21 protein-coding genes are annotated in these 20,509 nt (G+C 45.0%); all 21 read left to right on the top strand.

Going from position 1 to position 20,509, the window contains the following annotated elements; all coding sequences use genetic code 11:
• Positions 1–53: 53 nt before the first annotated feature.
• The 21 genes from topA to fliY all read left to right on the top strand — a co-directional run bounded on the left by topA (position 54) and on the right by fliY (position 20,509).
• Entirely contained in the window at positions 54–2,153 is a 2,100-nt protein-coding gene (gene topA, locus HF638_RS00965) for a type I DNA topoisomerase (protein WP_169478493.1), read from the top strand.
• Between the two features lie 15 nt (positions 2,154–2,168).
• Positions 2,169–3,512, top strand: a complete 1,344-nt coding sequence (gene trmFO / locus HF638_RS00960) for an FADH(2)-oxidizing methylenetetrahydrofolate--tRNA-(uracil(54)-C(5))-methyltransferase TrmFO (RefSeq protein ID WP_372238347.1) — start codon at positions 2,169–2,171, stop codon at positions 3,510–3,512.
• A gap of 26 nt (positions 3,513–3,538) precedes the next feature.
• Positions 3,539–4,081 (top strand): ATP-dependent protease subunit HslV, encoded by a 543-nt coding sequence (gene hslV / locus HF638_RS00955; RefSeq protein WP_062833786.1) that lies wholly within the window; start codon positions 3,539–3,541, stop codon positions 4,079–4,081.
• Between the two features lie 116 nt (positions 4,082–4,197).
• On the top strand, positions 4,198–5,598 hold the full coding sequence (hslU, locus tag HF638_RS00950; RefSeq protein WP_062833787.1) for an ATP-dependent protease ATPase subunit HslU: 1,401 nt from the start codon (positions 4,198–4,200) through the stop codon (positions 5,596–5,598).
• Positions 5,599–6,580: 982 nt separating this feature from the next.
• The gene (gene flgB / locus HF638_RS00945) at positions 6,581–6,988 is read left to right on the top strand and encodes a flagellar basal body rod protein FlgB (RefSeq protein ID WP_169478492.1); all 408 of its coding nucleotides are present in this window, start codon (positions 6,581–6,583) and stop codon (positions 6,986–6,988) included.
• 6 nt (positions 6,989–6,994) lie between these two features.
• Positions 6,995–7,444, top strand: a complete 450-nt coding sequence (gene flgC / locus HF638_RS00940) for a flagellar basal body rod protein FlgC (RefSeq protein WP_076330664.1) — start codon at positions 6,995–6,997, stop codon at positions 7,442–7,444.
• 58 nt (positions 7,445–7,502) lie between these two features.
• Positions 7,503–7,814: a flagellar hook-basal body complex protein FliE gene (gene fliE / locus HF638_RS00935; RefSeq protein WP_169478491.1), complete on the top strand. Its 312-nt coding sequence runs from the start codon at positions 7,503–7,505 to the stop codon at positions 7,812–7,814.
• 136 nt (positions 7,815–7,950) lie between these two features.
• A complete protein-coding gene (gene fliF, locus HF638_RS00930; protein WP_169478490.1) occupies positions 7,951–9,534 on the top strand; it encodes a flagellar basal-body MS-ring/collar protein FliF in 1,584 nt (527 codons plus the stop codon).
• Positions 9,535–9,545: 11 nt separating this feature from the next.
• A complete protein-coding gene (gene fliG, locus HF638_RS00925) occupies positions 9,546–10,562 on the top strand; it encodes a flagellar motor switch protein FliG (RefSeq protein ID WP_169478489.1) in 1,017 nt (338 codons plus the stop codon).
• Entirely contained in the window at positions 10,555–11,418 is an 864-nt protein-coding gene (locus HF638_RS00920; protein ID WP_169478488.1) for a FliH/SctL family protein, read from the top strand. The genes fliG and HF638_RS00920 overlap by 8 nt, the downstream gene beginning before the upstream one ends.
• A complete protein-coding gene (fliI, locus tag HF638_RS00915; protein ID WP_036609365.1) occupies positions 11,405–12,724 on the top strand; it encodes a flagellar protein export ATPase FliI in 1,320 nt (439 codons plus the stop codon). Before HF638_RS00920 ends, fliI begins: the two co-directional genes overlap by 14 nt.
• An 11-nt stretch (positions 12,725–12,735) precedes the next feature.
• Positions 12,736–13,188 (top strand): flagellar export protein FliJ, encoded by a 453-nt coding sequence (fliJ, locus tag HF638_RS00910; RefSeq protein ID WP_169478487.1) that lies wholly within the window; start codon positions 12,736–12,738, stop codon positions 13,186–13,188.
• Between the two features lie 43 nt (positions 13,189–13,231).
• Entirely contained in the window at positions 13,232–14,173 is a 942-nt protein-coding gene (locus HF638_RS00905) for a MotE family protein (RefSeq protein ID WP_169478486.1), read from the top strand.
• Positions 14,174–14,213: 40 nt separating this feature from the next.
• Positions 14,214–15,602: a flagellar hook-length control protein FliK gene (locus HF638_RS00900; RefSeq protein ID WP_169478485.1), complete on the top strand. Its 1,389-nt coding sequence runs from the start codon at positions 14,214–14,216 to the stop codon at positions 15,600–15,602.
• Positions 15,603–15,621: 19 nt separating this feature from the next.
• Entirely contained in the window at positions 15,622–16,179 is a 558-nt protein-coding gene (locus tag HF638_RS00895) for a flagellar hook capping FlgD N-terminal domain-containing protein (protein WP_169478484.1), read from the top strand.
• Complete coding sequence (locus HF638_RS00890; protein WP_169478483.1) at positions 16,176–16,559, top strand: TIGR02530 family flagellar biosynthesis protein; 384 nt, start codon at positions 16,176–16,178, stop codon at positions 16,557–16,559. The genes HF638_RS00895 and HF638_RS00890 overlap by 4 nt, the downstream gene beginning before the upstream one ends.
• An 81-nt stretch (positions 16,560–16,640) precedes the next feature.
• Positions 16,641–17,456, top strand: coding sequence for a flagellar basal body rod protein FlgG (gene flgG / locus HF638_RS00885; protein WP_169478482.1), 816 nt, complete (start codon positions 16,641–16,643; stop codon positions 17,454–17,456).
• Positions 17,457–17,523: 67 nt separating this feature from the next.
• Positions 17,524–17,745 carry a flagellar FlbD family protein gene (locus HF638_RS00880; RefSeq protein ID WP_169478481.1) on the top strand — a complete coding sequence of 74 codons (222 nt, stop codon included), beginning with the start codon at positions 17,524–17,526 and terminating at the stop codon, positions 17,743–17,745.
• Positions 17,745–18,206 (top strand): flagellar basal body-associated FliL family protein, encoded by a 462-nt coding sequence (locus HF638_RS00875; RefSeq protein ID WP_169478480.1) that lies wholly within the window; start codon positions 17,745–17,747, stop codon positions 18,204–18,206. Before HF638_RS00880 ends, HF638_RS00875 begins: the two co-directional genes overlap by 1 nt.
• A 40-nt stretch (positions 18,207–18,246) precedes the next feature.
• Positions 18,247–19,245 (top strand): flagellar motor switch protein FliM, encoded by a 999-nt coding sequence (gene fliM, locus HF638_RS00870; RefSeq protein ID WP_169478479.1) that lies wholly within the window; start codon positions 18,247–18,249, stop codon positions 19,243–19,245.
• The gene (fliY, locus tag HF638_RS00865) at positions 19,235–20,509 is read left to right on the top strand and encodes a flagellar motor switch phosphatase FliY (RefSeq protein ID WP_169478478.1); all 1,275 of its coding nucleotides are present in this window, start codon (positions 19,235–19,237) and stop codon (positions 20,507–20,509) included. Before fliM ends, fliY begins: the two co-directional genes overlap by 11 nt.

The raw sequence follows: 20,509 nt of genomic DNA, 5'->3' as shown, positions 1-20,509 counted from the left end.
AGCTTACAGAAACAGTTACATGACAGTTTCATGACTGAGAGGAGGATGAACCTATGGCGGATGCACTCGTAATCGTGGAGTCGCCCTCAAAGGCGAAGACGATAGGCAAATATTTAGGCAGCAAGTTCATCGTGAAAGCTTCGATGGGACATGTTCGCGATTTGCCAAAGAGTCAGATCGGCGTTGAGGTGGAGAATGATTTTAATCCGAAATATATTACGATCCGCGGCAAAGGTTCAATTTTGAAAGAACTGAAGGATGCACGGAAGAAAGTGAAAAAAGTGTATCTCGCAGCTGACCCGGATCGCGAAGGCGAGGCTATCGCATGGCATTTGGCCCATGCCCTTGAACTGGACGATACGGCAGATTGCCGGGTTGTATTTAATGAAATTACAAAACAGGCGGTCAAAGATGCGTTCAAAACGCCGCGGAAAATCAATATGGATTTGGTTAATGCGCAGCAGGCAAGACGTATTCTGGATCGACTCGTTGGATATAAAATTAGTCCATTATTATGGAAAAAAGTTAAAAAAGGTTTGTCCGCAGGCCGGGTTCAGTCCGTGGCTGTTAAAATCATTTTAGATCGTGAAAATGAAATCGATGATTTTGAGCCGGAAGAATACTGGAGCATTACCGCCAAACTGACAGCAGACGGCAATCCGTTTGAAGCCAAGTTTAATAAACTGAACGGGGCCAAAACAGAGCTGGGTAGTGAAGCGGAAGTGCAAGCCATTCTGAAACAGATCGAAGGTGCAGACTTTACGATCAAGGAAGTCAAAGAGAAGGAACGGAGTCGGAACCCTTCCGCGCCGTTTACCACGAGTTCTTTGCAACAGGAAGCAGCGCGTAAATTGAATTTCAGAGCTTCCAAGACGATGTCGGTCGCCCAACAACTATATGAAGGTGTAGACCTTGGAAAAGAAGGCACAGTAGGTCTCATCACGTATATGCGTACGGACTCCACACGTATTGCGGCATCTGCACAAGAAGAAGCCAAAGAATACATCGTTGGGAAGTACGGGGAGCCATTTGCACCTGAAACTCCACGAAATTATTCCAAAAAAGCAGCTAATGCTCAGGATGCGCATGAAGCGATTCGTCCAACTTCAATTCTACGTGATCCGGATTCAATCAAGTCATTCATGAGTCGTGATCAGTTCCGGTTGTATAAACTGGTTTGGGAACGTTTTGTAGCGAGCCAGATGTCTTCGGCTATCCTGGATACACTCTCTGTAGATATTGCTGCGGGGGACACGATTTTCCGTGCTGCAGGTTCGAAGGTTCGATTCCAGGGGTTCATGAAGGTGTATGTTGAAGGAAACGACGATGGTACCACCGAAGAAGATCGTCTGCTGCCTCCGCTGAAAAGTGGAGATGTGCTTGAGAAGCAGGAGATTGAGCCAAAACAGCATTTTACACAACCACCGCCACGATATACGGAGGCAAGGTTGGTTAAGACGCTTGAGGAATTGGGTATAGGGCGTCCGAGTACATATGCGCCAACACTGGAGACCATTCAGAAGCGCGGATATGTTGCGATAGAGGAAAAGAAATTCATGCCGACCGAGCTGGGTGAACTGGTCATCGAACAGATGGAAGAGTTTTTCCCAGAAATCCTGAATGTAGAGTTTACAGCAAACATGGAAGGTGATCTTGACCATGTGGAGGAAGGTTCCGAAGATTGGGTTAAAGTACTCGCAGAATTCTACGAATCTTTCGAGAAACGGCTTGAGTTTGCGGAAGAAGAGATGAAAGAAATCGAGATCGAAGACGAAGTATCGGATGAGATCTGTGAGAAGTGCGGCAAACCGCTTGTTTATAAACTCGGACGTTTTGGCAAGTTTCTTGCTTGCTCTGGCTTCCCTGATTGCCGGAATACCAAACCGATTATCAAGGATATTGGCGTAACTTGTCCGAAGTGTAAGGAAGGCCATGTTGTTGAGCGTCGTAGTAAAAAGGGACGTATTTTCTACGGTTGTGACAAGTATCCTGAATGTGATTTTGTCTCATGGGACAGACCTTCAGCCAAACCATGTCCAAGTTGTGGATCGTTAATGATTGAAAAGCGGAACAAAAAGGGAGCTCGATTGCAGTGTACATCATGTGATCATCAGGAGCCGGTGGATGAACCGGATGACGAATCAGCGGATTAGTATATATGGGGGTAAATGATTTTGACGAATGAACAACAAGTAACCGTTATTGGTGCTGGGCTGGCAGGAACAGAAGCTGCCTGGCAGATCGCAAGCCGCGGCGTACGCGTGAAATTATACGAGATGAGACCTGTGGTGAAAACGCCAGCTCATCATACAGATAAATTTGCAGAACTGGTGTGCAGTAACTCGTTGCGTGCCAATGGATTGACGAATGCAGTTGGTGTGTTAAAAGAAGAAATGAGAATGCTCAATTCTCTCGTATTGTCTGCGGCAGACAAGCACGCCGTTCCAGCAGGTGGAGCACTTGCTGTGGACCGGGACGGCTTCTCAGGTGAGATTACTTCTACGCTGCACCAGCATCCGCTCATCGAAGTGGTGAATGAAGAACTAACTTCCCTGCCGGAAGATGGCATCGTTGTTGTTGCAACGGGTCCATTGACTTCACCGGCATTGTCTGAGCAAATTAAGGCACTTATGGGTGAGGAATATTTCTACTTCTATGATGCAGCAGCACCGATCATTGAAAAAGATTCAATTGATATGAACAAGGTGTACCTAGCCTCCCGTTATGATAAGGGTGAAGCAGCATATCTGAACTGTCCGATGACAGAAGAAGAGTTTGATGTCTTCTATGAAGCTCTCATTACAGCTGAGGTTGCTCAATTGAAAGAGTTTGAGAAAGAAATCTACTTTGAAGGCTGCATGCCAATCGAAGTGATGATGAAACGTGGAAAACAGACGGCTCTGTTTGGTCCTATGAAACCAGTAGGTCTGGTTAACCCGCACACAGGGGAGCTGCCACATGCGGTTGTTCAGCTTAGACAGGACAATGCAGCGGGAACGTTGTATAACCTGGTAGGCTTCCAGACACATCTGAAATGGGGAGAACAAAAACGTGTCTTTTCCCTTATTCCTGGACTTGAAAATGCAGAGTTTGTCCGTTATGGCGTAATGCACCGCAATACATTCATTAATTCTCCTAAACTGCTTCTTCCGACGTATCAGTTTAAAGAGCGTCCAAACCTGTTCTTTGCAGGCCAGATGACAGGTGTAGAAGGATATGTGGAATCTGCTGCATCAGGGCTTATTGCCGGCATGAACGCAGCCAAAGCAGCTCTTGGACAGGAACTGGTAGTATTACCGGTAGAAACAACACTTGGCAGTATGGCTCAGTATATTACAACAGCTGACTTCAAACACTTCCAGCCAATGAATGCAAACTTTGGTTTGTTGCCGAAGCTGGAAACGAAAATCCGTAACAAAAAGGAAAAAAATGAAGCTCTTGCACAGCGTGCCCTGGATGGTATCACCAGTTTTGCTGAGGCAGAAGGTCTAACCGTTCCGGAACGCGTATAAATTATTCGTGGGAGGAGGCTGATATCATGGATATGTCATTTCATGCTACAACGATCTGTGCTGTTCGTCATAATGGTAAAGCAGCAATCGCTGGTGATGGTCAGGTGACCATGGGCCAAAGCGTTGTGATGAAGAACACAGCCAAGAAGGTAAGACGATTGTACCGCGGACAGGTTGTTGCCGGGTTTGCCGGTTCTGTGGCGGATGCCATCACCCTCTTTGAGAAGTTCGAAGGCAAGCTGGAGGAGCACCATGGTAACCTGCAGCGTGCTGCCGTAGAGCTTGCCAAGGATTGGCGTCAGGATCGAATCTTGCGTAAGCTTGAGGCATTGTTGATTGTAATGGACAAAACAGGCATGCTGCTCATCTCAGGCGGCGGCGAAATTATTGAGCCCGATGATGACGTTATTGCTATCGGATCAGGTGGGAACTTTGCCTTATCTGCAGCGCGTGCATTGAAACGTCATGCTGTGAACCTGGAAGCGAAGGACATTGCGCGCGAATCGCTTCAGATTGCCTCGGAGCTTTGTGTGTATACGAACAGCAATATTATTGTAGAAGAGTTATAAGTCAAAGAAATCTCCCGTAGTGGAGCATGATTCTGTAATCTGCTCCAGGACGTCTAGGGGATTCTTTGTCCTTATTACGTAAGATAAATTCAGCATACTGGTAGGAGGGAAGCAATATGAATACTCAAGCGCTAACACCGAGACAGATTGTTGCAGAGCTTGACAAGTATATTGTAGGTCAAAAGAAAGCCAAAAAATCGGTAGCGGTAGCCCTTCGTAATCGTTATCGGCGTAGCCTTTTACCTGAGCATACTCAGGATGACATTGTACCTAAAAATATCCTGATGATTGGACCTACCGGTGTGGGTAAAACGGAAATCGCCCGTCGACTTGCTAAACTGGTGGGTGCGCCATTTGTAAAAGTGGAAGCTACCAAGTTCACCGAAGTGGGTTACGTTGGCCGTGACGTTGAATCAATGGTGCGTGATCTGATTGAAACATCACTGCGGATGGTGAAGCTGGAGCGGACTGAAAAAGTGAAGGACAAAGCTGAAGAAGCTGCCAATGAACGAATTGTACATATTCTGGCTCCCTCACAGTCCAAGTCCAAGAATCAACGCAATCCTTTTGAGATGATCTTTGGCAATAATGGTAACAACGTTCAGGAACAGGATGAACCAGAACCGGATACAGGAGTTGCGGAGCGTCGACGCAAGATCAAATTTGATCTGTTGTCCGGCAAGTTGGAGGATGACATCATTGAGATCGATGTGGAAGATACCGCACCTAACATGATGGACATGTTTGCTGGTCAGGGTAATGATCAGATGGGCATGAATATGCAGGAGATGTTTGGCAGCTTGTTACCTCGTCGTACGAAAAAACGTAAGCTCGCCATTAAAGAAGCGCGCAAAGTGTTAATTCAAGAAGAAGCCGGTAAATTGATTGATATGGATGATGTTACTCAAGAGTCCATTCGCCGGGCAGAGCAGACAGGTATCATTTTCATTGATGAAATCGACAAGGTTGCCAGTCAAGGACGCGGTAGCGGTCCGGATGTATCCCGGGAGGGTGTTCAACGGGACATTCTGCCTATCGTTGAAGGTTCAACGGTAATGACGAAGTATGGCCCTGTCAAAACGGATTATATTCTTTTTATGGCAGCAGGCGCATTCCACGTTGCTAAACCCTCTGATCTGATTCCCGAGCTTCAGGGGCGCTTCCCGATTCGTGTGGAACTGAGCAGTCTTACACTGGAGGAGTTTGTATCCATTCTGACTGAGCCGCAAAATGCATTGACCAAGCAGTATGTTGATCTACTGCGCACCGAAAATATTGAGATTGAGTTCTCGGATGATGCTATTCGTGAGATTGCCAAATTGGCTGAATCCGTCAATCAAAATACAGAAAATATAGGTGCCCGCCGCTTGCATACAATCTTGGAAAAGCTTCTGGAGGATTTATCCTTTGAAGCACCTGAGCTTACGCTGGAACGCATGGTGATTACTCCGGAGTATGTACGTGAGAAATTGAATGATATTGCACTTGATCGTGATTTAAGTCAGTATATCCTGTAACATAGGTTTAGTAATGTATTTGTTTAATTAATTGTATCCATGAACGGCATGCACTGGAAAGTAGAGAGCACTTACGAGATCGACGAAGGTCATCATTCCTTAATCGAATCGCAAATGTCATCTTTTCAGAGGCATGTCGTTTATTTTTGCTTATATCTACAGAATTATGATGTTATAACCGATAAAAGATGTGGGGTTGTTATACGGATCGACAAAACCTAGGACTTGTGCCGCATGCATACCAAGTTAAACCCTATCGGAGTGGTGGTTATTCCCCGTTTTTATATCCAGTGATTCCCATTACAAGAAGTTTTCTTATTCCAAGTCTGGTCATCGGTTTAGTTGATAGAATGGTAAATGTTGCGTAAATGCGCAAAAACGGAAATTGTAGAAAAGTTTGAAGCAAGCAATTGTTTTCTGGACATTAAATTATAATGACCCTGCTTAATTGTTAAGAAAGTGTTGGGCAGGGAAAGCGCGAAATCTTAATTCATGGAAGATAACTTGTCAATTGATTAATATACAGCTTCGTATGTATACCTACCATATAGTCTCTAAACCCTTATTGTAACGGTAAAAAATTCTAACATAATCGAGTATGAAATATTAGGAATTCTACATAATTACGGGCGTTATACAGTCATGTCGAGACGCTAAAGGTTTTTTTTATTTAAAAAATGTTTAAGAAGAATCAGGGAGAGTATTAACATACTTTTGATTTGGGACTGATCATTTACGAAAAAATTCATAATTTGCAGAAAATACACAAAAAGGCCCGTCTTTCAGAAAAGATAGGGCTTTTTTCTTATTGTAATATATCCCAAACTCGAAGAAACTTATGTTATACGACAACATCAGTGTTAATTCTACTTAAGTCCTAGAAAACCGTGTAAAAGCGAATGTTTTTGTCGAAAAAACATAAGAATTTTCAAGGGAAAAGATTCAATCTTTTTCCATAACTTCTAAAGAGAGGAGGGAGATTGTGAATCTTTTAAACGATATTAGCTTTAAAAGATTGCAAGGTGCACTCGATGCATCCAACATCAGACAACGAACGATTGCTGACAACATCGCGAATGCCGATACCCCGTATTTCAAGCGCTCGAACGTTTCTTTTGAAGAAATGTTGCAGGGGCAAATGAATGGAGATATGCCTGTTCTTAAAGGTAAAGTAACTGATGCAAGGCATTTTGTCATAGGTCCTTCCTCTTCCGTACCAGCGCCAGTAGTTAATATGGACCAGTCAACGTCCATGAATAACAACGAAAACAATGTCGATATAGACAGAGAAATGAGTCTTCTGGCGGAGAATCAGTTGCGTTACAACGCTTATATCCAGCAAGTGAACGAACAAATTAAAATCATGCGTGTTGGCGTGGAAGGGAGATAACCTAAATTGAACATTAGTAATAGTTTTAGTATCAGTGCATCAGCGCTGACGGCTCAACGCTTGCGGATGGACGTTATATCTTCCAACATTGCGAACGCAGAGACGACGCGCGCGAGCGTATCCAATGGTGAGGCGGTTCCTTACAAACGCAAAATGGTGGTGCTTGAACCGAATAAAACGTCTTTTGGTACCATGCTACAAAATCAGATGCGAGGCAACGGTTCAGGAGATGGCGTCAGGGTCACTGAGATTCGCGAAGATCAGTCACCATTGAAACCTGTCTACGATCCTTCTCATCCAGATGCCAACGCCGAAGGGTATGTATTTATGCCTAACGTGGATATTGCGAAAGAAATGGTCGACATGATCTCAGCTTCACGTTCCTATGAGGCAAACGTAACAGCATTGAATTCAACTAAAGCGATGATTTCTAAAGCTTTGGAGATTGGAAGATAATCTGCTTTGAAATAAAAACAATAAATATATAAACCAGTCATGAAGGGGAGGGACATTAATGATTCAGAACAACATGTTTAGCACTCAGGGGATACAGCCGCTACAGATGAAGAGCGCAACCGAAAGCAAGCCTTCTACACCAGCCGAAACCATTCAGAGCTTCGGTACATACTTACAGAACGCATTAGGGTCCGTCGCTGGACAGGAGACTCAATCGCATGAAATGGCGAATCAATTTTTGGTCGGAAACGCGAACGTGGATCAAGTGATGATTGCTTCTGAACAAGCCTTGTTAAGCCTACAACTCACTACTCAAGTCCGAAACAAAGTGGTCGAAGCATACCAGGAAATTATGCGAACGCAGTTATAAAATAATCTACTTGCGCTCAGGCAATAGCGCTGATCATTACAACAAGCAGCTGCGATGCTGCTCCTGATCGTCGACCTATCGAACGGCTAGGGTTGCGTAAGGACAGACTAAGCAAAGTTTCGGATGGGGTGACAGAGTGAATGAGAGAATCGCCCAGTACAGGGACAAGGGGTCCCAGTATTGGAATAGTTTCAGCAAAAAGCAAAAAGTATTATTTATATCCACCTTCCTGTTTCTGATTTTGGCTGCAGTTGTTCTCACGATGCAATTGTCCAAGACCGAATATGAAGTTGCGTTCACAGATTTGAATGCAAGTGATTCAGCAGGTGTTATCAGTTATCTCGATTCATCTAGTATTCCATACAAATTAAGTTCAGATGGCAAGACGATATCCGTGCCAAGCACGAGTGTTGCGATTGCAAAAGTGAATGTCGGATCTCAAGGGATTATTCAGAATGGTTCACTGGGATATAAGTCATTCGAGGAATCATCATCCCCGATTGGGATGACGGATAAAGAGTTTGATGTAAAGTACAACAATGCGTTAAACGGAGAAGTTGAACAGTTGCTTCAGCGGATGCAAGGGATACAAGATGCTAAAGTGCTGGTCAATATGCCGAAAGATAATATCTTTGCTGGTTTAGAAGAACGGGATAAAGCGTCAGCATCGGTAGCTCTCCAATTTAAACCGGGTTATCACCCAAATCAGGCAGCGGTAGATGGATACTTTAACTTGGTTAAGACCGCAATTCCTAATCTACCTATTGAGAACATCACGATTACCAATACGGATGAAGCAGAACTGATTCCAACTGCCCGAGGTGGTAGTGGCGGGTTGTCTTCTGAAGTTCAAGAAAATATGGCATTGCAGAAGAAGTTTGAAAACGATGTTCGTAATAATGTGAAGCAATTTCTTTCTCAAATTGTAGGCGAAGACAAGGTTAATGTTTTGGTAGCCTCCAAACTTAATTTTGACAAAGAAACACGTAAAGAAAATATCGTCACACCCGTTGATGTAGAGAACATGAAAGGCATCGAGATCAGTGTGCAGGAGATTCAGAAGAGCTACACTGGGGCAAGCAACCCGACAGGTGGTGTTGCTGGTACAGGGCAAGAGGAGGTTCCAGGTTATCCATCAGCTGATGGAGCAGGGAATTCCACATCTGAAGAGTCATCAAGCACGATAAACTACGATGTTAATCGCATAGCCAAGGATATTATTTCCAGTCCTTATACTGTAAAAGACTTAACCATTAACGTTGCAGTTGAACCACCAGATGGGGAAACAGAAATTCAGGGACCGGTTCAAGATGCAATTGAGAACATTTTGGTTAACATTGTTCGCGCTTCATTGGCAGACTCAGGTACTGAAATAAGTGACGCGGATCTGACAAAGAAAGTTTCAGTCATGTCACAAGGTTTCCAGACTGCATCGGCAGCAAATACAGGCTTCCAGTTGTCTTCGACCATGATGTGGGGTGGAGGCGCACTCATAGCGGCATTGATCGCAGCGGTTGTGATTTTGCTAGTACGTCGTCGCCGCAAACAAAACGAAGTAGAAGAAGAAGAGATTCCTCTTCCAATAGCAACAGAGTTCCCGTCCATTACGCTGGACAGTGTAACGAACGAAAGTCAGGTGCGCAAACAATTGGAAAGTTTGGCCAAGAAAAAGCCAGACGAATTCGTCAATCTGTTGCGTACATGGCTTGCTGACGAATAGAGGTGAACGCATTGGCAAAGGCAAGCAGTCAAGGTTTGAGTGGCAGACAAAAAGCAGCAATATTGTTGATTACATTAGGTCCGGAAGTATCGGCACAGATATTCAAACATCTGCGTGATGAGGAGATCGAGCAACTCACGTTGGAGATTGCTAACGTTCGCAAAGTTGATTCTTCCGAGAAGGACATGATCATGGCCGAGTTTCACCAGATCTGTCTGGCACAGGAATATATCTCTCAGGGCGGTATCAATTATGCCAGAGAGATCCTGGAGAAAGCTTTGGGTTCTTCCAAAGCACTTGAAGTTATTAATCGTTTGACGGCTACGTTGCAGGTCAGACCGTTTGACTTTGCACGCAAAGCGGATCCAAATCAAATTTTGAACTTTATTCAGAATGAAAGTCCGCAAACGATCGCGCTGGTTCTGTCTTATCTCCAGTTCGAACAGGCTGCAGCGATTCTGTCATCTTTGCCACAAGAGAAGCAGGCAGATGTCGCTCGCCGCGTGGCGGTTATGGACAGTACTTCGCCAGAAGTTATCTCTCAAGTGGAGCGGGTTCTGGAACAGAAGCTATCTTCTACCGTAACGCAGGATTACACAAATGCGGGTGGTATCGAATCGATCGTTCAGATTCTGAACGGAGTCGATCGTGGTACAGAGCGTACCATTTTGGACTCTCTCGAAATTCAGGATCCAGAGCTTGCTGAGGAAATCAAAAAACGCATGTTCGTATTCGAAGATATCGTCAATGTGGATGATCGTTCGATTCAGCGTATTATTCGCGATATTGACAACGCAGATCTGCAACTCGCACTCAAAGTGGCAAGCGAAGAAGTTCGGGATGCCGTGTTCCGGAACATGTCGAAACGGATGTCCGAGACATTCAAAGAAGAGATGGAGTTCATGGGACCTGTGCGGTTGCGTGATGTTGAGGAAGCTCAAACACGCATCGTAGGAACGATACGCAGATTGGAAGAAGCCGGTGAGATCATTATCGCACGCGGTGGAGGAGATGATATCATTGTCTAATTTGATTAAATCTTTCCAGTATGTACCTGTTGATGACCGCAAAAGACTTGAAAATCATCATCATTATGGTGGTACTGAGGAGTCTGAAACGGAATTAAATGGTGAAAGTGCTGAAGGTTCTGAAGCAGAAACGCTTCAAGCACGCGTGGACGAAGAAACACAACGCCTTACCGCAGAGATGCTGGAAGATGCCAAGGAGTTTGCAGAAAAGCAAGTACGTGAAGCTTCAGAAGAAGCAGAGCGCATGCTTCAAGAAGCCCGTGAACAGATCGATACCTGGTGGCAGGAACAAAGACAACAGGATGAACATTTGACCGAAGCACTTCGTTCACAAGGTTTCCAACAGGGTTTTGAAGAAGGCAAAGTACAGGCTGAACTGGATCTCCAGGTGATGATCGAAAAGATGATGAAGGAAGCTCAGGAAGTGCTTCAGGAAGCTTATGTAGCAAAAGATCAGATTATTCAGGAAGCCGAACCATTTCTTGTTGATCTCGCTTGCGGGATTGCTGAGAAAGTCATTGATAAACAACTTACCATTGAACCCGATCACACGTTGGAACTGATTCGTCAGAGTTTGTCACGTAAACGGGAACAGGGCTTGATCACACTGTGTGTGGCTCCTGATCAATTTACATTTGTACAGGCAGCCCGTGAAGAATTGTCTCTATCCATCGACTCTCAGGCAGAATTACAGATTTTGCCTGATTCGACGGTCAAAGATAAAGGATGTGTTATCCGTTCTTCGTTCGGAAGTGTGGATGCGAGAATTGACACACAGCTTGCTGAGATTAAAAAAGAACTGGTCCGCATAGCACTTGAGGATGAGGAGCGAAAAAATCAACATGAAGGTTCTTAGTTCACAGCGATATATGGAACATTTGCGGCAATTTGATCCCGTGCGCATTAACGGCAAGGTTACTCAGGTCATTGGTCTTATGGTTGAGTCCGAAGGGCCGGATGCAAGTATCGGTGACGTATGTTACATCTACCCTGGTAAGTCCGCCAAGCCTCTCCAGGCTGAAGTCGTTGGGTTTCGAGATAACAAAGTGCTGCTTATGCCACTGGGTGAACTGCAATCCATCGGTCCTGGTTGTGATGTAGTCGGTACGGGGAAGCCGCTCGGCGTTCAGGTAGGCTCTGAATTACTCGGTAAAGTCTTGGACGGACTTGGACAACCGCTAGACGGTTCACTCCTTCCATCCAGAATGCCGATGTACTCTACATCCAATACACCAGTCAATCCAATGGATCGTCCGCGTGTACTTGAAACTATGGGTGTTGGTGTAAGAGCGATCGACGGATTGTTGACCGTAGGTAAGGGACAGCGTGTAGGTATTTTTGCCGGCTCAGGTGTTGGTAAGAGTACATTGATGGGCATGATCGCCCGTAATACAGCGGCAGATGTCAATGTCATCGCGCTTGTAGGTGAGCGTGGACGTGAGGTTCGCGACTTTATTGAACGGGATCTGGGTCCGGAAGGACTGGAACGCTCCGTAGTCATTGTTGCAACATCAGATCAGCCTGCCCTGATTCGGATCAAGGGAGCGGTTATTGCAACCACTATTGCAGAGTATTTCCGGGACCGTGGAATGAATGTGATGCTGATGATGGACTCGGTTACCCGATATGCGATGGCTCAAAGGGAAGTTGGTTTAGCTGTAGGTGAACCTCCGGCAATGAGAGGATATACTCCATCGGTATTTGCGAGTTTGCCCAAATTGCTTGAACGTGCGGGTACAGGGCCTACAGGCTCGATTACTGCTTTTTACACCGTTCTGGTTGACGGGGATGACATGAACGAACCGATCGCCGATGCGGTAAGGGGGATACTGGATGGCCACATTGTGTTAAACCGATCCATTGCGAATAAAGGTCATTTTCCTGCGATCGATGTGTTGGCCAGCATAAGTCGTGTCATGAAGGATATTGCCCCGGAAGAGCAGTTGGAAGCCGTCAATAATATGAAACGTTTGATGGCTGTCTACAAAGAATCAGAAGATTTGATCAATATTGGAGCTTACCAGCGGGGATCAAATGCAGCCATAGATGAATCGATAGACCAGATTGATAGCATATGGAACTTTACAAAGCAGAAAGTCGATGAGAAAGTCACCTTAAGTGAAGTGCAGGAACGTTTGATTCTTGAATTTGCAAGGAGATGAATGGGTAAACGATGAAATTTCGATATCATTTCCAGAAAGTTGTTGACCTGAAGAGTAATGAGAAAACACAGGCAGAGTGGATGTTATCCACAGCGATCGGTAAACTTCAGACGGAGGAAGAGCATCTGATACAACTTCTGAACGATAGAAGTAACCTGGTGGGGATTATCCAATCTGCTACGGAAAATACAGCGTCTGTAAACAGTCTGCAGGAGATGCAGCGTTATGTACATCACCTTGACGAGTGCATTTCACGCAAAAACAGTGATGTTAAACATGCTCAGGTCAATGTGCAACGGAATCAGACCTTTCTAAACGGTAAGATGATTGACGAAAAAGTATGGGTTGGAGCAAGGGACAAGGCGAAAATCAAATTTCAGCAGGAGATGCTCCTTCGGGAACAGAACGATCTGGACGAGATGGCTACTGTACGCTTCGCTGCCAAAGCCGGACGCGCGAATTGATGTGAGCCGGACGCGAAGTTGTCTCGTGAAGGAGGAATGAACGATGGCTGTTAAAGACGATAACGACATGGAAAAAGAGTCGGGAGGCGGTTGGGAAAAATTTCTCATGATCTCAATCCCGATTGTATTCACGGTAGTATTGCTCGGCGTATTGCTTACGCTTTTTAATGTAGATATTCGTAACAATTTATTTGAATTTGCCAACAAGATTCCAGTAGTTAAGGAATGGGTACCTGATCCTGTGCTGGACCCTGAGAAAAAGAAGCTGGAGAAGAGCGAGCAGCAGGTTGAAAGTGCTGAAGCGACAATTGAAAAGCTGAAGTCCCAAGTAACTGCCAAAGAAACAGAGCTCAAGGCAGCACAAGAAGCGACAACAACTGAAGCGAAGAAAGCGACGGACCTTCAGAAGAAGTTGGATGATGCAGAAAAAGCTGCTGAAACCGCTACGGCGGCAACGCCGGAAACGGAATCTGATTATCAGAAGCAAATAAAAGATTTAGCTAAAATGTATGCGGATATGAGCCCGAGCAAAGCTGCACCGATTTTGCAAAACATGACGAATGAGGAAATGGTACTGTTGTTGAATGCCATGCAATCATCTGCTCGGACTAAGGTGCTTGAAAAGATGGACCCGAAAACAGCCGCCGATGTCACCATGATGATGAAGGATGCCAAACCGTCCGGAGATCTTGCACTGGATGCACTGCAGTCCAGATTGAAGAAAGAAACCGAAGCAACATCCACTGCAGCAACAACGACGAGCAAAAACCTGGATAAAAACCAGCTGAGTCAAACATTTGCTTCGATGTCTGCTTCAAGTGGTGCGAAGCTTCTATTGGAAACATACAAGTTAAGTCCTGATAAAACATTGACGATCCTGAATTCAGTAGACGATGCGACACGCTCTCAATTGCTTGAAAACATGTCTTCTGAGGATTCGGTGGAAACTGCAAAGATTTTGAACAGATTAATGGGCAACAGGTAGATCTGATTAGACTGATGGAACCGAGAGGAGGTGAAAATAAATGTCGATCGTATACCAAATGACATCTACAGCATCTGCAAAAGCTGCAGGAACTGGTCAGACGACTGGAGCACAATCAAAAGGTTCAACTTCAGGTGCTGGTGGTGAATTTCTGCAAACTCTTGCACAGTCATTATCCGGAGGATCTACAGAAGGTGATAGTTCAAGCGCTACAGGAAGCTTAACAGCAAATCCACTGGTGTTTTCCTTTGCCCCAAGTGAAGACGGGGAAGAGACCTCAATCGCGGATATACTGAATTCGTTGTTCACGGACTTGGATTCTCTTGACGAAGCTTTGGAAAATGACCCATCTCTACTTGCAGGCTTACAGACTCTGATTCAACAGATGTATACACAACTAAATGATGCTTCTGGTACTAACACAGAAGGTTCTGATGAGTCTTCTGATGGAGCTGGAAGTGCCAATACAGTACCTGTAATTGAACTCTCGCAGCATCCGGCAGCGGTACGTTTTGTTTTACAGGATATGCTTACACAATTAGTAGCTGCAATGAATGAACCAGAGAGTACTGTTGCGAAGAACGCTCCCGAATTTAAGCATTTGCTACAATCTCTGCAGAGTCAGCTTCAAGAGGCTGGAGTGGATACCACTAGCAACAAAGGGTGGACTGAACTGAAATCCATACTGGATACATTGACTGCAGTTAAGGATCAGGCTGTACAAGTCGCTCCAACTACGTCACTTCAAACGACCAAACAGGATTCAGTCGTACCACAAGTTCTTGTTGCGGCAGCCGCAAATGCTGGAATTCAGGTGAAAGGTGACACGGAGGCGACATCTGCTGCAAATGCAGCTTCAGAAGTGGATCACTCAACTATCATTACTGCAGGAGAATTATCCTTGCGTACATCAGGTACAACAGCAGGAAAACCGGCTGAACCTGTCATGCAAACATCACAGTTTGCCAAAGAAATGACACAGTTTGTTGTCAGCAAGCTGGATATTGTACAGCAAAAAGGATTTTCTGAGGCAACCATCTCACTTCGTCCTGAGCATCTAGGGAAACTGGATGTACAAATTACTTTGCAGAACGGGCAATTGGTTGCAAGGTTCATGACAGAGCATACGATGGCCAAAGACATGCTTGAACAACAAATGATGCAGCTCCGTTCTTCACTTCAAGCTCAGGGAATTCAAGTAGAACGACTTGAGGTTACGCAGAACAGTTCAATCGGATCACAGATGTATCAGGATGGAGGACGTCAGCCGGGAAGTAACTCTCAGCAACAGCGTCGTTCGCGTGAGCGTGAGGAACAATCGGATGATGCTATAGCTACAGCAGGCATTCAAGAAGAATTGCGTAATTGGCGTAGCGAGCAAGTCGAAGGAAATGAATTGCAAAGAGATACGTTTAGTGCAAAGGCTTAAATAGAAATGAGGTGAGCAAATGGCTAATGAAATTGTTTCAACCAATAATACCTGGCCGAACTATTCGGCAGCTAATAAAGCAACCACAAGCGCTGCAACAAAAGAATTGGGGAAAGATCAGTTTCTAAAAATCCTGATTACCCAGCTGCAGAACCAAGATCCGATGCAGCCGATGGAGGATAAGGAATTTATCGCTCAAATGGCACAGTTCAGCTCAGTGGAACAACTGGTCAATATTTCGACTCAACTCAAAACGTTGAATCAGTCACTTGGTGCGGTATCCGGCATGATTGGCATGGAGGTAAGTTGGCTTTCTTCTAATAAAGCGGACAACGGAACTCTTCGACAGGGTATTGTGGATTCCATCATTGTAAGAGATAGCGTTCAATACGCGAAAGTGGGCAATGACGAGATTAAGCTGGATGAGATTATTCAGGTGAATTATCCAAAACAGGCAGAAGAGAATCAAACTCCGGTAGATAACGTTCAGAATGTAACCACTGAATCGAACGAGAGCCAGGAAGCTGAATCAGCTGCTGAAACGGGTGATCCAGAAGATAGCGGTAAAACGATATGAGTGATCGCATAACGGTTGGACAATTATATGCAGGCCCGATTACTCCGAATATGCTTCAAAGACCCAAAACGGGAGAAGGCTCAGCTATACCCGAAAAGCCTTTTGCGAAGGTCCTGGAAGATAATCTTCTGAAATTGAGCAATCATGCTGCCAAGCGATTGGAACAGCGTGGTATTGAACTCAAAACGGAGCAAATGGAACAGATTGGTTCTGCTTTGGACAAAGCTGCTGCCAAGGGAGCCAAAGAGTCATTGATTTTGATGCAGGATATGGCTTTTATCGTCAATGTCAAAAATCGTACAGTGGTTACAGCTATGGATAGTGAGAGCATGAAGGATAATGTCTTCACTCAGATTGATAGTGCCGTAATCATTTCTTAACCGGTTGGCCCTTCTCGGGAGCCGGAATGCCGCTGACCGACTGATGCGGTAACCAAATGAAGACTGGGAGGATTTTTTAAAATGATAAAATCAATGTACTCAGGCGTTTCCGGGATGCGGGGTTTTCAAACAAAACTCGACGTAATTGGTAACAATATTGCGAACGTGAACACGGTTGGCTTCAAAGGCAGTCGAGTTATGTTCAAGGATATTATGAGCCAAACTACGGCAGGGGTAACTGCCCCTGGCGATGCAACTGGTGGTGTCAATGCGAAACAAATTGGTCTTGGTGTAACCGTAGGTTCAATTGATACGCTGCATCTGGCGGGAAGTCCAATGACAACGAATAATCCAACAGATCTTCGTATTAATGGAGATGGATTCTTCCTTGTACGTTTGAGTGAAGATCAGGAAATACCCTACCTGACTCGTGCAGGGGATTTTCATGTGGATGCTGCTCGTAACCTTTTGACATCGGATGGATTGTTTGTTCTGGATAACGGTGGTGGAAATATTACTATTCCAGATGACGTCGTTTCCTTCACTATTGGCCAGGATGGAACGATTAACCAGACCATGGCAGACGGAACCATCGAAGCGGGTCCACAGATTGGGATAGGTAAAGTTGTCAATCCGGAGGGCCTTGAGAAAATTGGAGGCAATTTGTACCGTATGACAGCGAACGCGAATCCAGATGGGGCGCTTGAACCATTGACAGCGAACAGTGCTGAGGACGGAACAGGAGCAATCATTGCTGGACAGCTCGAAATGTCAAACGTGGATCTGACTGGTGAATTTACTGAGATGATCGTAGCTCAGCGTGGATTCCAGGCAAACTCACGGATCATTACAACGTCGGATGAAATACTTCAGGAAGTTGTTAACCTGAAACGTTAATAGCTGATTGGTGATTTTTAAAATGTGGAGGAGCTTGCTCCTCCCACTCTGATCGAGGGGGCTTAGCATGATTTCGGTTACGCGGTTAAATGGTTCTCCCATGTGGTTAAATGCGCTGATGGTTGAGATTGTGGAAGAAACGCCGGACACGTATGTTACTCTGGTAACTGGAAAGAGACTGATTGTGCTTGAGAAGGCCGATGAAGTTATTTCCAAAATTAAAGATTACAACCGTGAAATCGGGGTTCAGGCAGCCACTATCAAAGTGCAGCAAACGGAGGAATCCTGATGAAAAAGATGATGCCCTGGCTTGCAACAATGTTGCTGGCAATAACACTCATTGTGGTGGTTGTGTTTGTATTTATGCAAGGACAGAATGGGACTAAGAATGACACACATACTGCTGCGGCTTCTGAAGCTAAGAAGATGACTGCGGATGAGATTGTAGAAGTTTCCTCAGAGCTTGGAGAAATTAAAACCAACTTGGCTGATACAGATCATGTTATTGTCGTTAGCTTCTCATTCAAGTTGGCTGACGTAAAAGCTAAGGAAGATTTTGAGAAGATTAAAGAAATTGTGGTGAAACCGATCATCATTCAGACGCTTGCAGATACGAAGTCTGATGAACTGGCTACAGCAAAGGGTCGGATACTATTTAACGAGAAATTAACTGGTCTTATTAATGAAGCTTTACCAGAGGGTAAGTTGAGTAGTACAAGCTTTTCATCCATTGTGATAGCAACGATGTAAATGAACAGAACATGCTGTAGACCTGTAAGGGGGTGAGAACATGGTGGATGTATTATCACAAAATGAGATTGATGCCCTATTAGCAGCCCTTTCTTCTGGCGAAATGGACGCAGAAGAATTGAAGAAGGAAGATACTCAGAAGAAAATTAGATCGTACGATTTTAAGCGGGCAGTGCGTTTTTCCAAAGACCATATTCGAAGCTTGACTCGTATTCACGAAAACTTTGCACGCTTTCTCACCACTTATTTTTCAGCCCAACTGCGGACGTTCGTTCAAATCAATGTCGTTCAGGTCGAACAGTTGCCTTATGATGAGTTTATCCGTTCTATTCCTAAGATGACGATATTGAACATTTTTGAAGCGGAGCCACTACAGGGACGAATGGTAATGGAAGTTCATCCGAACGTGGGATATGCGATGTTGGATCGCCTGCTTGGTGGAACCGGAAGTGCTCCGACCAAGATCGCATCGATGACGGAGATTGAGACGACCATCATGGAGCGGATATTCAGCCGTGCATTTGAAAGTTTGCAGGAAGCATGGAAGACCGTGTTGGATATTTCCCCAAGGATGGAAGCGCTGGAGACCAACCCGCAATTTATGCAGATTGTATCTCCCAATGAGACGATTGCTCTGATCTCGCTCAGTACCAAAATTGGTGACACGACAGGCATGATCAATCTATGTATTCCGCATGTCGTTCTTGAACCTATTATGTCACGGTTGTCAACTCATCAGTGGTTTGTTTCGGAGAAGAAAACGAGAGCTCCGGAGGAGTATGATGCTCTAAGAGAGCGCGTGAACAAAGCCAAGTTACCCATCGTTGCAGAATTGGGAGAATCCAGAATTTCAATTGCAGAATTTTTGGGTCTGTCTGTTGGTGATGTCATTACGTTGAACAAACCAGTTGATGAGGGACTTTCCATTAAAGTGGGTGACAAACTGAAATACATGGGCAGTCCGGGAACAATAAAGGACCGTGTGGCTGTGCAAATAGACGAGATTGTCACCGAAGGAGTTGAAGAATTTGACGAGTAAGGATTATTTATCCCAAGAAGAAATCGATGCTTTGCTCAGGCAATCCGAATCAATAAACAGCTCGGAACCTGCTGAGAAGACGGTTGATGATTATTTGACCGAGCTGGAGCAGGACGCCTTGGGGGAGATTGGTAACATTACATTTGGTAGCGCGGCAACAGCTTTGTCCACGCTATTGGGCCTAAAAGTAGATATTACAACACCTAAGGTTTCCATCATTAGTCGAACGCAGTTTGAAGAAGCTTTTCCTAAACCACATGTTGCCGTTCATGTGAATTACGTGGATGGATTCGAAGGCATTAACTCACTTGTCATTAAGAAGAGAGATGCTCAAGTCATCGCTGATTTGATGTTGGGTGGCGAAGGAAATCCGGCTGATGAAGAACTGAATGAAATCCATATTAGTGCCGTACAGGAAGCTATGAATCAGATGATGGGTTCCTCTGCAACCTCAATGTCAACGATCTTCAACCGTTTTGTGAATATTTCTCCTCCTGGGATCGATATTCTCAATTTGGAGAGTGGTGAGGGTGTTAGTAATCTTCCTGAAGATGAGACCCTGATTCAAGTTTCATTTCGTCTATTAATAGGGGATCTGATCGATTCCAATCTGATGCAGTTGCTTCCAGTACATTTTGCCAAAAACATGGTAGACATGCTGATTGGAGGCGCTCAGGAGTCAACTGCAAGCGCACCAGCAACACCGACACCTGAACCAGCACCAGCAGCTGTAGCAGCAACGCCACCACCGGTTGCGGAGCAACCACCCGTTCAGCACCAGCAGCCTCCACAGGCTCCACAACAGCCTGCTCAGGACTATAACGGATACGGACAGGCTCCAATGGGTATGCCGCAAGGAATGCCGCCACAGCAGCCTTATGGTATGCCACCGCAGCAACCTTATGGTGCACCTCAACATTATGGTGGAATGCCAAACAGGAATGTTAACGTACAGCCAGTTCAATTCGCTAATTTGCAAAATGGGGCGTATGGTCAGGTTGACGAAAACAATTTGAATTTATTGATGGACATTCCCCTTAAAGTCACCGTAGAATTAGGAAGGACCCAGAAGCAAATTAAAGATATTTTGGAACTGTCACAGGGTTCGATTGTCGAACTGGATAAGTTAGCCGGTGAACCTGTCGATATTTTGGTGAATAACAAACTGATCGCCAAGGGAGAAGTTGTCGTTATTGACGAAAACTTTGGTGTTCGTGTTATAGATATCGTTAGCCAATGGGACCGAATTCAGAAATTACAATAA

Origin of the sequence: Paenibacillus sp. SZ31 (assembly GCF_012912005.1) — a bacterium.
GTDB lineage: Bacteria > Bacillota > Bacilli > Paenibacillales > Paenibacillaceae > Paenibacillus.
The sequence above is the reverse complement of the archived record's forward strand: the minus strand, read 5'-3'. Positions and strand labels throughout refer to the sequence as shown.

Coding starts and splice junctions, on each gene's coding strand:
- topA (WP_169478493.1), top strand. CDS start 54: ATGGCGGATGCACTCGTAATCGTGGAGTCGCCCTCAAAGGCGAAGACG.
- fliI (WP_036609365.1), top strand. CDS start 11,405: ATGAAGGTTCTTAGTTCACAGCGATATATGGAACATTTGCGGCAATTT.
- flgG (WP_169478482.1), top strand. CDS start 16,641: ATGATAAAATCAATGTACTCAGGCGTTTCCGGGATGCGGGGTTTTCAA.
- HF638_RS00900 (WP_169478485.1), top strand. CDS start 14,214: ATGTCGATCGTATACCAAATGACATCTACAGCATCTGCAAAAGCTGCA.
- fliE (WP_169478491.1), top strand. CDS start 7,503: ATGATTCAGAACAACATGTTTAGCACTCAGGGGATACAGCCGCTACAG.
- trmFO (WP_372238347.1), top strand. CDS start 2,169: ATGATTTTGACGAATGAACAACAAGTAACCGTTATTGGTGCTGGGCTG.
- HF638_RS00905 (WP_169478486.1), top strand. CDS start 13,232: ATGGCTGTTAAAGACGATAACGACATGGAAAAAGAGTCGGGAGGCGGT.
- HF638_RS00875 (WP_169478480.1), top strand. CDS start 17,745: ATGAAAAAGATGATGCCCTGGCTTGCAACAATGTTGCTGGCAATAACA.
- fliM (WP_169478479.1), top strand. CDS start 18,247: ATGGTGGATGTATTATCACAAAATGAGATTGATGCCCTATTAGCAGCC.
- hslV (WP_062833786.1), top strand. CDS start 3,539: ATGGATATGTCATTTCATGCTACAACGATCTGTGCTGTTCGTCATAAT.
- hslU (WP_062833787.1), top strand. CDS start 4,198: ATGAATACTCAAGCGCTAACACCGAGACAGATTGTTGCAGAGCTTGAC.
- fliJ (WP_169478487.1), top strand. CDS start 12,736: ATGAAATTTCGATATCATTTCCAGAAAGTTGTTGACCTGAAGAGTAAT.
- HF638_RS00895 (WP_169478484.1), top strand. CDS start 15,622: ATGGCTAATGAAATTGTTTCAACCAATAATACCTGGCCGAACTATTCG.
- HF638_RS00890 (WP_169478483.1), top strand. CDS start 16,176: ATGAGTGATCGCATAACGGTTGGACAATTATATGCAGGCCCGATTACT.
- HF638_RS00880 (WP_169478481.1), top strand. CDS start 17,524: ATGATTTCGGTTACGCGGTTAAATGGTTCTCCCATGTGGTTAAATGCG.